Here is a 13,453-nt window from a genome sequence, read left to right as displayed (position 1 = left end):
GCGGGTCCGCCGCGCCCACCCTGACGCGGCGCAGATCGGACGAGCCCTCAACCTCGAACCCTCTCCGACAAAGGGCGTCCGAAAGGACGCCCTTCTTGTGACAGGCTTTGCGGAGAGAGGCGGCGCCGTCAGGCGGCTGCCGCAGGCGCCACGGCGTCGAGCGCCGCGCGAGCTTCGTCAGGCAGCGCGATATCGACCGCAGCGAGATTCTCGCGCAGATGGTTAAGCGACGAGGTGCCGGGGATCAGCAGGATGTTCGGCGCGCGGGCCAACAGCCAGACGAGCGCGACCTGCATCGGCGTCGCGCCAAGACGCCGCGCGACGTCGGACAGGACTGACGACTGCAGCGGCGTAAAACCGCCGAGCGGGAAAAACGGCACATAGGCGATGCCGTCGCGCGCGAGTTGGTCGATCAGCGCGTCGTCGGCCCGCTGCGCGATATTGTACAGGTTTTGCACGCAGACGATGTCGCAGATCTTGCGTCCCTCGGCGAGCTGGGTCGGCGTAACGTTGCTCAGCCGAGGTTGCGCAGGTTGTCGTGTGCGGCTTGCGTCAGCTCCTGGCGAGAAGTCGCCGAGAGCCAGGAAGCGTCCGCGCCGCGCCGAGCGCCGATCTTGGTGACGATGACGATGTCGTCGCGATAGGGATGCAACGCTTCGCGGATGAGCTGATTGGTGACATGCGGGCCGTAGAAATCGCTGGTGTCGATGTGGTTGACGCCTCGCGCGACCGCCTCGCGCAGCACGGCCACAGCGGCGTCGCGATCCTTCGGTGGGCCGAAAACGCCGGGTCCCGCGAGCTGCATGGCGCCGTAGCCGAGCCGTTTGACCATGCGGTGGCCGAGCTTGAACGCGCCGGCCTTGTCGATGCTGGACATGATCCGTCTCCTCTGCTGATGGCGCTAAGCTAGGGATTGTCCGCTCTCGCGACAATCTGGCACAATCCAGGCAGACCATATGGAAGCGCGAACAATGAAGGTCGGTCTCGGCGATTTGAACGTCTTCGTCTCGGTGGCGCGCGCAAAGGGCGTGCGCGAGGATGGCGCGCCGGCGCCGCCAGCGCGTCACCCTTCGCCGATGCCGCCGTGCTTCCGCTCCGTCTCGCTCGTCGTCCTGCTCCTGACGACACTCATTGCCTTCGCCGCCCCGGCCTCGGCGCAAAGCCGGCTCGACGACATTCTCGCGCGTGGCGTGCTCAAAGTCGGCACGACCGGCGATTACCCGCCGTTCACCGTGCGTGGCGAGGGCGGCGCCTACGCGGGGCTCGACGTCGACGCGGCAGAGGGGCTCGGCGCGGCGCTGGGAGTCAAGGTCGAGTTCGTCCCGACCCGCTGGGCGGACCTGACGCACGATCTCGCCGCCGGCGACTTCGACATCGCGATGGGCGGGGTATCGGTGACGCTCGAGCGGCAGAAGACGGCGTTCTTCTCCGCGCCGTACTTGCGCGACGGCAAGACGCCGATCGCCCGCTGCGCCGACAAGGACAAATTCCCCGATCTCGCGGCGATCGACCGGCCGGAGGTCACCGTGATCGTCAATCCCGGCGGGACCAACGAGAAGTTCGACCGCGCCCATCTCAAGGCCGCGCATATCGAAGTGTCGAACGACAATCTCTCGATCTTCGACAAGCTGGCGAAGGGCGAGGCCGATCTGATGATCACCGACGCGACCGAGACGCTCTATCAGCAGAAGCTGCACCCGGGCGTCTTGTGCGCGATCCATCCCGACGCGCCGTTCGACTTCAGCGAGAAGGCCTATCTGCTGCCGCGCGACGTCGCGCTGAAGGCGTTCGTCGACCAATGGCTGCACATCGGCGAGGCGACCGGCGCGCTGGCGGCGCTCGAGGCGAAATGGCTGCAGTGAGGGGCAGGGCGTCGCCGGGCTCGACTTCGCCGCCGCCGCGGGTTTAGGGATGCGGCCGCGGCGCGCCGCCGCCCTGGAGCCGATCGCCATGAGCCCACAATATCCCGCCCCCGTCGCGCTCGCCGCCGATGCCGCACGTCGCCTGACCGCGCTGCGCGCCCAGCGGCCGCTGGTCCAAGCGATCACCAATTACGTTTCGATGGACGTCGCCGCCAATGCGCTGCTGGCGATCGGGGCCTCCCCGGCGATGATCCACGCGCCGGAGGAGGCCGAGGACTTCGGCGCGATCGCCAATGCGCTGGTCGTCAACATCGGCACGCTGTCGACCGACTGGGTCGTCGGCATGGAGGCGGCGGCGCGGGTCGCGGCGAAGAACGGGCGGCCGTGGGTCCTCGATCCGGTCGGCGTCGGCGCGACGCGCTTCCGCGACGAGACGACCCGCCGCCTGCTGGCGCTCAAGCCGACGATCGTGCGCGGCAACGCCTCGGAGATCATGGCCTGCGCGCGCATCGCCGGGCTGCATGACGAAGCCGCCGCGCCGAAGGGCGTCGACAGCGCGCATGGAACGGAAGCCGCCCGCGCTTCGGCGGTCGCGCTCGCCCGCCGCCAGAACTGCATCGTCGCCGCCACCGGCGCGGTCGATCTCGTCACCGACGGCGAGCGCACGGTCGAGATCGCCAACGGCTCGCCGCTGATGGCGAAGGTCACCGCGCTCGGCTGCGCGCTGTCGGCGATCGCCGCCGCCTTCGCCGCCGGCGCGCCCGATGCGTTCATGGCGACGGTCGCGGCGATCGGCGTCTACGGCGTCGCCGGCGAAAAGGCCGCCGAAACGGCGCTCCGTCCCGGCAGCTTCCGCGTCGCCTTCATCGACGCGCTCGATTCCGTCTCGGCCTCGGACGTCGCGACGCGATTGCGGGCGCGCTGAAATGGCGTTCGACGTCGCCAGCCTGCGCCTGTGCCTGGTCACCGACCGCGGGCTGGCGGCGGGGCGCAGCGTCGTCGCGATCGCGCTGGCGGCGGCGCGCGGCGGCGCGACGATGGTGCAGCTGAGGGAAAAGGAGGCGACGACGCGCGCCTTCGTCGATGAGGCGCGGGCGCTGAAGGCGGCGCTGGCGCCGCTCGGCGTGCCGTTGGCGATCAACGATCGCCTCGACGTCGCGCTCGCGGTCGACGCCGACGGCCTGCATGTCGGCCAGGACGACATGCCGGTCGAGGAAGCGCGCCGGCTGCTGGGGCCGGGCAAGTTCATCGGCCTGTCGATCACCGCGCTCGACCAGGCGCTGCGCGCCGACGCCGAGGCCGCGGATTATCTCGGCGTCGGGCCGATCTATGCGCAAGCCACCAAGAGCGACGCTGCGCCGCCGCTCGGAATCGACGGCCTGCGGCGGATTCGCGGGCTGACCCGGAAGCCGATCGTCGCCATCGGCGGGTTGACGCCCGACAATGGCGCGCCGGCCTTGGCGGCGGGCGCCAACGGATTGGCCGTCGTCTCGGCGATCGTCGCCGCCGCCGATCCCGAGGCCGCCGCGCGCCGGTTCAGGGCGCTGTTTGGCGGGGGCAGTAGGGAGTAGGCAGTAGGCGGTCGTGAAGGAGTCCTGCCACTTCCTACTGCCGACTGCCCACTGCCTACTGCCCAGAGCCCCCGCAGCTTGCCTCATCAGGGCCGCGACAAGTCGGTTGCGCGCAGCAGGTTTTTCAACGCGTTAGGCGCCATTTTGCGCGCGCTCGACGATCGCCGTCGCGTCCGCCGCGTCGGGCTCGGACGGCGGGGCGGCGTGGGTCAGCGCCAGCGGCGGGGCGGCGGCGGAGAGGCGCGGCTGAGCGGGCGCGGAGGCTGGTTCGGGCGGCGTCAGCGCGGTCGCCAGGCCATGGTAGCGGTCGAGGGCGGCGACCACCTTGAGGTATTGGGATACCGCTCTGACGTCGCCGCGCTCGATCGCCGCGTCGGCGGCGAGCAGCGCCTTCTCGATCCGCGCCACTTGCAAATGGACGTAGCGCTCTGGCGCCTCGATCGCGCGCGCCGCGATCGCCTTGCCGACGTCGCGGCGCAGCGCCGAGGGGCTGAGGCCGGTCTCGCGGGCGATCGCCTCATAGGAATGGCCGCTGACGACCAGCTCGAAGACCGTCCGCCGCCGCTCGGCCGTCGCGACCCGCCGCCCGCGCGTCGCCGCGCGCTGGCGCTGGCGCTTTGAGAGGTTGCCGCTTTCGTCCGACATAGGGCTGCTCCGCGATCCGCTGTTGTTGGGGGAGGGACGCGAAGAGTATAGGCGAAATCCCGATTTACAGAAAGATATTGATTCGTGTGTGCAGGAATTTCAGAATCGAGCAGCGCGCCGCAATCGCCCCTGGTGCTGGCTTGGTTCGACGGCGGCCGGCGGCGAAACCAGACGCCCTTAACGCGCAGCGCAGATGGCCGCTTCGCGCCCATTGCCGCCGATCCCGGCCAAGGCGGCGGTTCTCGAAAGCAGACATGGCGTCGGTGGCGGCCTTCGACGTTGGAGGGGGCGCCAAATTTGATCCGACTGAGCCCAGTGTAGTCCATGGCGTCAAAGTGACGCCGGTACAGCCAGCTGCCGGCCAGATGATGGCAACCTGCGGTGTTCGCAAGCGTGCGCCGAAGTCGCGCGCCTCTCGGAAAAGGAAACGAGCACTCATATCATTTTGCGGAAAGCGAAGGCGACCGAGATTGCCGCGTCTTACGCCCCGAGGGGCGCGAGACGAATGATCCGGCACATTTCGCCCGCAGCGGCGCCCAGCGCATTCGGCTCCCGCACCAGCAACGCGTCGGCGCGGGCGAATGCCTGGACCAGCGAGGCGTCCTGGTTCGCGATCGGCGTCGCCAAGTCTAGGCCGCTAGCGTCTCGCGCCAGCGTCGCCCGCATGTAATCTCTGCGCGGGCCGTTCGCCGGCAGCGCTAGTGCGAGCCGCGCCGGCTCGCTCGGATCGGCGCCCGCGTCGGGATCGCCGAGCAGCGCCCGGATCAGCGGCTGTAGGAATAGCACCGCGCAAAGGGTCGACGAGGTTGGGTTCCCCGGCAAGCCGAGCACGATCGTCGCGCCGAGCCGGCCGTGGATCAACGGCTTGCCGGGCCGCATGCCGACGCGCCAGAAGCCCAATTCCATGCCGGCGTCGACGAGCGCCTGCTGCGTCAAGTCGCGGTCGCCGACCGAGGCGCCCCCCAGCGTCACCAGCACGTCGGCGCGCTGGGCGATCGCCTGCGACAAACTCTCGACCAAGGCCTCCGAATCGTCGGCGGCGATGCCGAGGTCGATCGGCGCGCCGCCCGCCGCGACAACGATGCCGGCGACGGCGAACGTGTTGGAGGAAACGATCTGCGCCGGACCGAGCGCCGCGCCGGGAGCGACCAGTTCGTCGCCGCTGGCGAGGATGGCGACGCGCGGGCAGCGATGAACGACAAGCGTCGGATGGTCTGCGGCGGCGGCGAGCGCGACGTCGCGGGCCGACAACCGGCGGCCGGCGCGCAACACAATCTCGCCAGCGTCGAAATCGCCGCCCGGCGCGCGGACGTGATCGCCCAGCGCGACCGGCGCCTCGAGGATAACCGTTGCGCCTTCACGCCTCGTGGTCTCCTGCATCGCCACCGCATCCGCGCCTTCCGGCAACGGCGCGCCGGTGAAGATGCGCGCGGCCTCGCCCGGCCCGAGCCGTCTGCCGAACGGCCTGCCTGCCGCGGATTCGCCGACTACTGTCAGCCGCGCCGGCGTGCGCGCCGCGTCCGCCGCCCTGAGCGCGTAGCCGTCCATCGCCGAATTGGCGAACGGCGGCTGAATCCGGCGTGAGACGACGTCGCTCGCCAGCGTCCGGCCGTAGGCCTCGGCGAGCGCAACCGCCTCGCGCTCGGTCGGCGCGGCGACGGAAGCGAGCACACGCTCAAGCGCTTCCCCGACCGCCATCAGAGGGGTCGCGTTCACTGCCGGGATCCAATTGTCTTGCGCATTCTCCAGCGCCTATCCGCCGGTGACGCTGATCGACCGAGCGGCGCCGCGCGGCGCCCTCGCCTCGCTCGACCCAAACGCATGGCCTTTCGGCTTGAGCGCCACCGCCTCGCGGATAGCGGCCGCAGCCGCGCTCGATCGCCGCGTCGACGGCGAGCAGCGCCTTCTCGGTCCGCGCTTTCGACGCCGATTGGCGGTCAGCGGACGTTTGCGCCGTCGACGCGGCCGGCCATCCTTGGCCTTGCCGGAAAGCCCAGTTTCCCGCATCATCCGTCGAAGTTGAGAAAGAATCCGGCGCATGTCGGTTCTTCCCGCACTTGCCCCCGTCGCGTGCTCGCCATGTCCGGCCTCGACCTTCCCGCCTATCTCGCCCGCATCGGCTATGACGGCCGGCTCGAGCCCGACTACGCCACGCTCGCCGGCCTGCTCGCGGCGCACATGAACGCCATTCATTTCGAAAACATCGACGTCCTGCTCGGCCGACCGATCCGGCTCGACGTCGAAAGCCTGCAGCAAAAGATCGTGCTCGGGCGGCGCGGCGGCTATTGCTTCGAGCAGGGGACACTGTTCGACGCCGCGCTGCGCGCGCTCGGGTTCAAGACGACCTTGCGCACTGCGCGCGTGACGCTCGTGCTCGCGCCGGACAAGGCGCCGCGCGGGCACATGATCGTGGCGGTCGACCTGCCCGAGGGCGGCTTTATCGCCGATCCGGGGCTCGGCGCCCTCGGTTGTCGCGTTCCGATCCCGCTCGACGGCGCGCCCGCTGTGGACCGTGGCGAAGCAAACCATATCGTCTTCGACGGCCGTCGCCGCATGCTGAAGATCGAGAGCGGCGAACGCACAGTCGATGCGTGGTTCTGCGGCCTCGACGAGGACAACTGGGTCGATTTCGAGGTCGCCAACCACTGGTTCTCCACCCATCCCGCTTCGCCGATGCGCGAGCGGCTGATGTTGCGCGCCATGACGCCGGATGGCCGCGTGACGGTCATGAACCGCAACGTCACGATCCGCGCCAACGGAGAGACCGCCTCCCGCCAGCTCGAGGACCGTACGGCTCTGCGCCGCCTGCTGCAGGAAGTATTCGGGTTCGATCTGCCCGAGGCCGAAATGCTGTGCGTGCCGAGCGTCCCGGAATGGTCATGAAGTCACGTCCGGCGCCGGTCGCCATCTCGACTTTCAGTCCTCCGCTCCGGTCGTTTTCCGCCACCCGCGCGCGGAGCTGGGTCTAAAAGCCCGCGTTGGGTCGAACGGCGCCGTTCGACGGCAGGCTATCGAAAGTCCATTCTCGCTTCCTGCCGCCCGGAAACCGCCAGTCCGCCAACTTCCGCTTCGCGCCCATCGCGGCCGGTCCCGGCCCATGCGGCGGCTCTCGAGAACGGACGTGATCGGCGGGTTTTGACCGCGATCCATCGGCTAGCGCATTCTGCATTTGGGCGTACGCAATGATCCCTTCTCCCCGCAAGCGGGGAGAAGGGGCGCGGCGCCGCCGCGTCAACGTGAAAGCAGAACGCTCTAACTGGATCCTCCTCCGGAATCGTCATTCGCCGCGATGACCCTCGAGTCCGTGTACAGCGCGATGACGAAGACTTGAAAGAGCTCATCGAATTCGTTCGGCAAGTCGACCTGGAGCGGGGCCCTCAAGTACCCCCCTCCGACCGCGCCTAAAGCTTGGCTCTGCCCCTGGCGATAGAGATCGTAGAGCCCGGAGACGAGCGATCGCCGGCGCAATTCGAACGCCTCATCGCCGCGCGCGACGAGCCAGCCGGCCGCTTCCTTGCTCTCGGCCTGCGCGAGGACGGCGCCGCTCGCGTCTTTCAGCAGGACCGGATTGGCCGGCGGCTTCTGCCCGCCGGAAAGCTTGCGCCACAAGAACTGCCAGGGAACCTCGCGTCGCCGTGCGTGCTCCCGCGCGGCGCTGAACGCCTGCCCACGCACATCCAGCGTCGCGCTCTCCGACTTGGCGTCGTAGACGAGCGCGCCGACCTTCGCCCCCGCGGCGTAGATTTCGTAGCGCACGTCGCGCTTGAAGCGGTTCGTAGCGTCGCGCTTGGCGGGGCGGGCCTCCAGCATGATCGACCTCGTTGAATCGAAACGCCGCGCGACGGTAACCGGTCGCCGGCCGGATGGCCAACCAGACCCTCGCGTCGCGGCAAGGCTCGCGCCAAACTCAATTCGGCGCTGAGGGCGGCTCGCGTTCCGCCGAAGCGATTCTGTTCCCGCCGGCCGGCGTCCAATCCGACAGCCCCGAGACAGCTAGGCATTGGCCGCGCCTCCCCGGGCCGGCCGCGAGGCTGCTGCGCGCGCAGAGGTCCGAATCCACGCAAGGACGGTGCGTCGGCCATCGCTCCGGACACAAGTCGATGACGTCTCCGGGCTGAACATCAAGCCCGGCCATGACGGCGGGAATGAAACGAGCGAACCTCGTTCCCATCGTGTCGGATGAGCATGTCGGGCGCGAAGCCCGCCCCCCTCACTCCGCCGCCTTGACCTCGCCGGTCAGCGCGGCGGCGCCGGTTTCGAACTGGAGGCGGGCGAGGCGGGCGTAGAGGCCGCCGGCGGCGAGCAGGCTGGCGTGATTGCCTTCCTCGACGATGCCGCCATTGTCGATCACCAGAATGCGTTGGGCGTTGACGATCGTCGCCAGGCGGTGGGCGATGACCAGCGTCGTGCGGCCCTTCATCAACGCTTCCAGCGCGTCCTGCACCAGCGTTTCGTTCTCGGCGTCGAGCGCCGAGGTCGCCTCGTCGAGCAGCAGGATCGGCGCGTTGCGAAGAATCGCCCGCGCGATCGCCAGCCGCTGGCGCTCGCCGCCCGACAGCGTCACGCCGCGCTCGCCCAGCGGCGTTTCGTAGCCTTGCGGCAGCGCCGCGATAAAGCCGTCGGCGGCGGCCTGCTTCGCCGCTTCGACCACCGCTTCGCGCGTCGCGCCGGGCGCGCCATAGGCGATGTTGTCGGCGACGCTGGCGCCGAAGATGAACGGCTCCTGCGGCACCAGCGCGATCTCGCGCCTGACCGCCTGCGGGTCGGCCTTGGCGACGTCGACGCCGTCGATGAGGACGGCGCCTTCGGTCGGGTCGTAGAAGCGCTCGATGAGCTGGAACAGCGTCGACTTGCCGGCGCCGGACGGGCCGACGATCGCCACCACTTCGCCCGGCGCGACGCGGAGGCTCAAGCTTCGGAACACCGGATCCTGCGGTCGGCCGGGATAGGCGAAGCCGACGTTGTCGAAGGCGATCGCGCCGAGCGCCGGCGAGGGCAGGGGCGCGGGATCGCTCGGCGCGACGATGCGCGGCTCGACGGCGATCAGTTCGCCGATGCGCGCCGCCGCGCCGGCGGCCTGCGAGACCTCGTTCCACACTTCCGACAATTGGCCGAGCGCGCCGGCGCCGAGCACGGCGTAGAGCAGGAACTGCGACAGCTCGCCGCCGGTCATGCGGCCGGCGACGACGTCGTTGGCGCCGAGCCACAGCACCACCACCACGCTGGCGAAGGCGAGGAACATCGCGGCGATGGTGACGATGGCGCGCGATTGGGTCATCGCCCGCGCTGCGTCGAAGGCTTCCTCGGCGGCGGCGCGGAAGCGCTGGGCGGCGAAGGCCTCGGCGACGAAGGCCTGCATGACGCGCACCGCCGAAAGGCTCTCGGCGGCGAAGGCGGTGGCGTCGGCGAGCCGGTCCTGGGCGCGGCGCGAGCGCGCGGTGACCGTCCGTCCGGCGGCGTAGAGCGGCAGGACGATGATCGGGATCGCCGCCAGCACGTAAGCCGAGAGTTTCGGCGAGGTGACGACCATCATCGCCACCGCGCCGATGAACATGAAGAAATTGCGCAGCGCGATCGACGCCGACGAGCCGAAAGTCGCCTTGAGCTGGGTGGTGTCGGCGGTCAGACGGGAGATCAGCTCGCCGGTCTTCTCGACGTCGAAGAAGGCGAGGTCGAGGCGGGTCAGATGGGCGAAGACGTCGCCGCGCAGGTCGGCCACGACCCGCTCGCCGAGCGTCATGACCAGGTAGTAGCGGGCGCCCGACGCGATCGCGAGCACGGCGACGACGCCGATCAGGCCGATGAAATAGAGATGGATGAGGCCGGAATGGGCGTCGGAAAAGCCGTAGTCGATCATCTGCCGCACGGCGACCGGCACGACCAGCGTCGCGGCCGAGGCGACGATCAGCGCGGCGAGCGCGCCGGCCACCCGGCCGCGGTGGGCGAGGGCGTAGGGCAGCAGCGGCTTCAGCGCGCTCAACGAGACGCGGGACGGCTTGGCCGTCGCGTCGGCAGGGGATGGCATCGGTCCGCGGGCCTCCGGAATGGTCGACGCCATCGCTTAATTCACCACCGGGCGCTAAAATCAACCCCGCGCGGGGCGCACAGGCGCTTGTGCGCCGCCGCCGCGTGGACTATAGAGGCGCCGAATTCACGGAGCCGCCGCAACCCGGCCGGCTCTTGTTTTATTTGCCTAAGGACGGATCGATGAAGGCCGACACGCACCCCGACTATCACATGATCAAGGTCGTGATGACAAACGGCGAGACGTTCATGACCCGCTCGACCTACGGCGAAGAGGGCGCGACCCTCCACCTCGACATCGATCCCAACACCCATCCGGCCTGGACCGGCGGGTCGCAGCAGCTGCTCGACCGCGGCGGCCGCCTGTCGCGCTTCAACACCCGCTTCGGCGCGATCGGCCTCGGCAAGAAGTAAGCGCTCGCGCGCCTCTACAGGCGGCGGATCGACGCGACCGCGCCGCCGCCGTTCTTCTCGATGCGGGCGCGGGCCTCGGCGAGCGGCTCGCTCATCACTTTCATCGCCCATCCGTTGGCGTGCAGCAGCGTCGCTCCGTCGCGCATGATTCCGACATGGCCCTTCCAGAATGCGAGGTCGCCGCGCCGCAGATGCGCGAGCGCGTCGCCAAGCGGCAGCGGCCGGCCGAGCGCGGCCTCCTGCATGTCGCTGTCGCGCGGCGCGGGGATTCCCGCCGCCGTGAGCGCGGTCTGCGCCAGGCCGGAGCAGTCGACGCCATCGCTGGTGCGTCCGCCCCACAGATAGGGCGTCTCGAGAAAACGCTCGGCGACGGCGACGAAATCGGGCTCGCGCGCGTCGATCGGCGCGAGATGCTTGGCGCAGAGAAAAAGGCCGTCGGCGGTGACGGCGAAATCGCCGTCGAAGCGCGCGACGTCGACGAGCGCCCCGAGCGACAGCGCCAAGCGCGGCGGGCGCTTGATCGTCGGCGCGGGATAGGCGTGGGTTCTGAGCGCGGCGATCCTGTGGGTCGGCGCGCGAGCGGGCCCGAGCGCGGCCGCCGACAGATAGCCGACATAGCCGTCGCGCGCGAGCTGGACCCAGCGCCAGTCGCCGCGCGCCTCGTAGACGACGACCGCTTCGCCGTAGAGCGCCTCGCTGTCGAGCGGCGCCTCGGGATCGGGCGCCCGCCTGAGCGGCGCGATCGGCGCGACGACGCGGAACGCTTCGCCGGCGACGAAACGCGCCGCCTCGATCCTGCCGCGCAAGAATTCGGCGGCGAGGTCGGGACGCGCCGGGGTGACGCGCGGATCGAACAGGGGCGGGGACATGACGGCTCCGACGGGGCGGAGCGAGGCTTAGCCCAGCCGCGGCGCGGCGGCTACTGTTGCGAGTGGGCCGAAAATTCGCCGGCGCGGATGCGCTCCGGCAGGCGCTCAGCGAGCGCGACCACCTGCTCCTCGCCGTAATTGGCGACGAGTTCGCGGAAGACCGCGCCGAGCGCGGCGTCGGCGAACGCATCGACGTCGATGCCGTCGAGCACCGCCTCGGCGAAGGCTTCGCTGACATAGACGAGCGCAGCGCGGCGCGCGTCAGCGGCTCTGAGCTCTTCCAGCGAGAGTTTGGGCGGCGGCAACATTGGTTAGCATTTTACGGCGGCGCGCTGCGGCTCGCGACTCGCGTCTTTAAGAAGGGTTAATTTCGTTGACGACTCGGGCGGGTCGGCGCCGGCGGGGGCTGACGGCGCGGGAGCGGGCGGCTATGAAGCGGCATGGCTGAAAGCGCCCAAACGCCCACCCGCGGGGTCCTCGCCCATGCCGACGGCCTTGCTCGCTGCCCGTGGCCGGGGGGCGACCCGCTCTATCTCGCCTATCACGACCAGGAATGGGGCGCGCCGGAATGGGACGACCGCGCCCTGTTCGAGAAGCTCGCGCTCGATGGCTTCCAGGCCGGCTTGGCGTGGATCACCATCCTGCGCAAGCGCCCCGCGTTCCGCGCCGCCTTCGACGGTTTCGACCCCGAAAAGATCGCGCGCTACGACGAACGCAAGGTCGCCTCGCTGCTCGCCGATCCGGGCGTCGTGCGCCACCGCGGCAAGATCGAGGCGACGATCGGGCTCGCGCGGGTGACGCTCGCCCTGCGTGAGCAGGGCGGGCTCGCCAAGCATCTGTGGCGCTTCGTCGACGGCAAGCCGATCGACGGCCGGCGCCAATCGTCGCGCGAGGTTCCGGCCGAGACCGAAATTTCGCAGGCGATCTCGAAAGACCTGAAGGCGCGCGGCGCGCGCTTCGTCGGGCCGACGATCGTCTACGCCTTCATGCAGGCGACCGGCATGGTCAACGACCACCTCGTCGATTGCCATCGCCACGCCGCCTGCTGCGCGCTCGCCAAGAGCCGGCCATGGTGAGCCCCGCCAAGCCGCGCGCCGTCACAAAGCCGCGCGCCTGGCAGCGCATGCTGTCGGGCCGCCGGCTCGACCTCATCGATCCCTCGCCGCTCGACGTCGAGATCGTCGACATCGCCCACGGACTGGCGCGGGTCGCCCGCTGGAACGGGCAGACGCACGGGCCGGAGATCTTTTCGGTGGCCCAGCATTCGCTGCTGGTCGAGGCGATCTTCGCCGCCCAGACGCAGGCGCCGCCGCGCCCCGCCCGTCTCGCCGCGCTGCTGCACGACGCGCCCGAATATGTGATCGGCGACATGATCTCGCCGTTCAAGGCGGCGATCGGGGGCGACTACAAGCTGGTGGAGAAACGGCTGATGGCGGCGATCTTGGTCCGGTTCGGCCTGCCGCCCGAGCCGCCGGCCGAGCTGGCGAAAGCGATCAAGGCGGCCGATCGGATCGCCGCCTATCTCGAGGCGACGGCGCTCGCCGGCTTCACCGTCGCCGAGGCGCGCAAGTTTTTCGGCGCGCCGCGGCTCGCCTTGAAGGGCTTCGCCTTCTATCTGAAGCCGCTGCGCCCCGCCGAGGCGCAACAGGCGTTCCTCGACCGCTTCGCCGCGCTCGACCCCGTCGTCCGCCCCTGACCTCAGCCGGGAGTCCCTGATGCCGCGCATTCACGTCTGCCCGCTGGCGCGGATCGACGAAACCGTCGCCTTGACCGGCGCGCGCTCGCTGGTGACGCTGCTCAATCCCGGCACGCCGGTCGAGCGGCCGGCGGCCATATCTGCTCAGCGCCATCTCTATATCGGCGTCGCCGACATCGTCGAAGCGCAGCCGGGGCAGGCGCTGCCGGCCGAAGCGCACGTGCGCGAGCTGATCGCCTTCGCCGGCGCTTGGGACCGCGCCGAGCCGCTGCTGATCCATTGCTACGCCGGCGTCAGCCGTTCGACCGCCGCGGCCTTCATCGCCGCCTGCGCGCTGGGGCCTGAGCGCGACGAAGGCGAGATCGCGCGCGC

The 13,453-nt window shown here is 70.0% G+C and carries 14 protein-coding genes and 1 pseudogene; 8 read left to right on the top strand and 7 right to left on the bottom strand.

Annotated features, from left to right (window positions below):
- Window positions 1-128: 128 nt before the first annotated feature.
- Window positions 129-877 (bottom strand): annotated as a pseudogene (locus ABSF49_RS15135) (aldo/keto reductase).
- A gap of 199 nt (window positions 878-1,076) precedes the next feature.
- Between ABSF49_RS15135 and ABSF49_RS15130 the strand changes: the two are divergent.
- The 3 genes from ABSF49_RS15130 (at window position 1,077) to thiE (ending at window position 3,433) form a co-directional block, all read left to right on the top strand.
- Window positions 1,077-1,862, top strand: a complete 786-nt coding sequence (locus ABSF49_RS15130; protein WP_424113487.1) for a transporter substrate-binding domain-containing protein — start codon at window positions 1,077-1,079, stop codon at window positions 1,860-1,862.
- A gap of 88 nt (window positions 1,863-1,950) precedes the next feature.
- A complete protein-coding gene (thiM, locus tag ABSF49_RS15125) occupies window positions 1,951-2,787 on the top strand; it encodes a hydroxyethylthiazole kinase (RefSeq protein WP_424113485.1) in 837 nt (278 codons plus the stop codon).
- A 1-nt stretch (window position 2,788) separates the two neighbouring features.
- Window positions 2,789-3,433 carry a thiamine phosphate synthase gene (gene thiE / locus ABSF49_RS15120; RefSeq protein ID WP_424113484.1) on the top strand — a complete coding sequence of 215 codons (645 nt, stop codon included), beginning with the start codon at window positions 2,789-2,791 and terminating at the stop codon, window positions 3,431-3,433.
- 132 nt (window positions 3,434-3,565) lie between these two features.
- Here the strand turns inward: thiE and ABSF49_RS15115 are convergent, their stop codons facing one another.
- Both ABSF49_RS15115 and ABSF49_RS15110 read right to left on the bottom strand, forming a co-directional pair.
- Window positions 3,566-4,078, bottom strand: coding sequence for a sigma factor-like helix-turn-helix DNA-binding protein (locus ABSF49_RS15115; RefSeq protein WP_424113483.1), 513 nt, complete (start codon window positions 4,076-4,078; stop codon window positions 3,566-3,568).
- A gap of 480 nt (window positions 4,079-4,558) precedes the next feature.
- Window positions 4,559-5,776 (bottom strand): molybdopterin molybdotransferase MoeA, encoded by a 1,218-nt coding sequence (locus ABSF49_RS15110; protein ID WP_424113486.1) that lies wholly within the window; start codon window positions 5,774-5,776, stop codon window positions 4,559-4,561.
- A 381-nt stretch (window positions 5,777-6,157) separates the two neighbouring features.
- On the opposite strand from ABSF49_RS15110, the gene ABSF49_RS15105 reads away from it, so the two are divergent.
- On the top strand, window positions 6,158-6,961 hold the full coding sequence (locus ABSF49_RS15105; RefSeq protein WP_424113482.1) for an arylamine N-acetyltransferase family protein: 804 nt from the start codon (window positions 6,158-6,160) through the stop codon (window positions 6,959-6,961).
- A 369-nt stretch (window positions 6,962-7,330) separates the two neighbouring features.
- Here the strand turns inward: ABSF49_RS15105 and ABSF49_RS15100 are convergent, their stop codons facing one another.
- Together ABSF49_RS15100 and ABSF49_RS15095 are read right to left on the bottom strand one after the other, a co-directional pair.
- Window positions 7,331-7,888 (bottom strand): hypothetical protein, encoded by a 558-nt coding sequence (locus tag ABSF49_RS15100; protein WP_424113481.1) that lies wholly within the window; start codon window positions 7,886-7,888, stop codon window positions 7,331-7,333.
- Window positions 7,889-8,288: 400 nt separating this feature from the next.
- Entirely contained in the window at window positions 8,289-10,103 is a 1,815-nt protein-coding gene (locus ABSF49_RS15095; RefSeq protein ID WP_424113480.1) for an ABC transporter transmembrane domain-containing protein, read from the bottom strand.
- Window positions 10,104-10,285: 182 nt separating this feature from the next.
- On the opposite strand from ABSF49_RS15095, the gene rpmE reads away from it, so the two are divergent.
- Window positions 10,286-10,516 carry a 50S ribosomal protein L31 gene (gene rpmE / locus ABSF49_RS15090; RefSeq protein ID WP_424113479.1) on the top strand — a complete coding sequence of 77 codons (231 nt, stop codon included), beginning with the start codon at window positions 10,286-10,288 and terminating at the stop codon, window positions 10,514-10,516.
- A gap of 14 nt (window positions 10,517-10,530) precedes the next feature.
- Here rpmE and ABSF49_RS15085 read toward each other — a convergent pair whose 3' ends face one another.
- The gene (locus ABSF49_RS15085) at window positions 10,531-11,385 is read right to left on the bottom strand and encodes a C40 family peptidase (RefSeq protein WP_424113478.1); all 855 of its coding nucleotides are present in this window, start codon (window positions 11,383-11,385) and stop codon (window positions 10,531-10,533) included.
- Window positions 11,386-11,435: 50 nt separating this feature from the next.
- The gene (locus tag ABSF49_RS15080; RefSeq protein ID WP_424113477.1) at window positions 11,436-11,693 is read right to left on the bottom strand and encodes a hypothetical protein; all 258 of its coding nucleotides are present in this window, start codon (window positions 11,691-11,693) and stop codon (window positions 11,436-11,438) included.
- A gap of 132 nt (window positions 11,694-11,825) precedes the next feature.
- Here ABSF49_RS15080 and ABSF49_RS15075 point away from each other — a divergent pair, with 132 nt between their 5' ends.
- The 3 genes from ABSF49_RS15075 to ABSF49_RS15065 form a co-directional block, all read left to right on the top strand.
- Window positions 11,826-12,461, top strand: coding sequence for a DNA-3-methyladenine glycosylase I (locus ABSF49_RS15075; RefSeq protein ID WP_424113476.1), 636 nt, complete (start codon window positions 11,826-11,828; stop codon window positions 12,459-12,461).
- Entirely contained in the window at window positions 12,455-13,081 is a 627-nt protein-coding gene (locus tag ABSF49_RS15070; protein ID WP_424113475.1) for a YfbR-like 5'-deoxynucleotidase, read from the top strand. The genes ABSF49_RS15075 and ABSF49_RS15070 overlap by 7 nt, the downstream gene beginning before the upstream one ends.
- Before the next feature lie 19 nt (window positions 13,082-13,100).
- Window positions 13,101-13,453: tyrosine phosphatase family protein (locus tag ABSF49_RS15065; RefSeq protein WP_424113474.1), on the top strand; the 353-nt coding region annotated here is incomplete at its 3' end.

The organism is Roseiarcus sp. (assembly GCF_049514155.1).
GTDB lineage: Bacteria > Pseudomonadota > Alphaproteobacteria > Rhizobiales > Beijerinckiaceae > Roseiarcus.
Note: the sequence above shows the minus strand (reverse complement) of the source record. Positions and strands in the feature narration are given on the sequence as shown.

Bases quoted from the DNA above. Each gene is read 5' to 3' on its own strand.
- ABSF49_RS15115 (WP_424113483.1), bottom strand. From the start codon at position 4,078: ATGTCGGACGAAAGCGGCAACCTCTCAAAGCGCCAGCGCCAGCGCGCG.
- rpmE (WP_424113479.1), top strand. From the start codon at position 10,286: ATGAAGGCCGACACGCACCCCGACTATCACATGATCAAGGTCGTGATG.
- ABSF49_RS15095 (WP_424113480.1), bottom strand. From the start codon at position 10,103: ATGCCATCCCCTGCCGACGCGACGGCCAAGCCGTCCCGCGTCTCGTTG.
- ABSF49_RS15075 (WP_424113476.1), top strand. From the start codon at position 11,826: ATGGCTGAAAGCGCCCAAACGCCCACCCGCGGGGTCCTCGCCCATGCC.
- ABSF49_RS15110 (WP_424113486.1), bottom strand. From the start codon at position 5,776: ATGGCGGTCGGGGAAGCGCTTGAGCGTGTGCTCGCTTCCGTCGCCGCG.
- thiM (WP_424113485.1), top strand. From the start codon at position 1,951: ATGAGCCCACAATATCCCGCCCCCGTCGCGCTCGCCGCCGATGCCGCA.
- ABSF49_RS15130 (WP_424113487.1), top strand. From the start codon at position 1,077: ATGCCGCCGTGCTTCCGCTCCGTCTCGCTCGTCGTCCTGCTCCTGACG.
- ABSF49_RS15100 (WP_424113481.1), bottom strand. From the start codon at position 7,888: ATGCTGGAGGCCCGCCCCGCCAAGCGCGACGCTACGAACCGCTTCAAG.
- ABSF49_RS15085 (WP_424113478.1), bottom strand. From the start codon at position 11,385: ATGTCCCCGCCCCTGTTCGATCCGCGCGTCACCCCGGCGCGTCCCGAC.
- ABSF49_RS15070 (WP_424113475.1), top strand. From the start codon at position 12,455: ATGGTGAGCCCCGCCAAGCCGCGCGCCGTCACAAAGCCGCGCGCCTGG.
- ABSF49_RS15080 (WP_424113477.1), bottom strand. From the start codon at position 11,693: ATGTTGCCGCCGCCCAAACTCTCGCTGGAAGAGCTCAGAGCCGCTGAC.
- thiE (WP_424113484.1), top strand. From the start codon at position 2,789: ATGGCGTTCGACGTCGCCAGCCTGCGCCTGTGCCTGGTCACCGACCGC.
- ABSF49_RS15105 (WP_424113482.1), top strand. From the start codon at position 6,158: ATGTCCGGCCTCGACCTTCCCGCCTATCTCGCCCGCATCGGCTATGAC.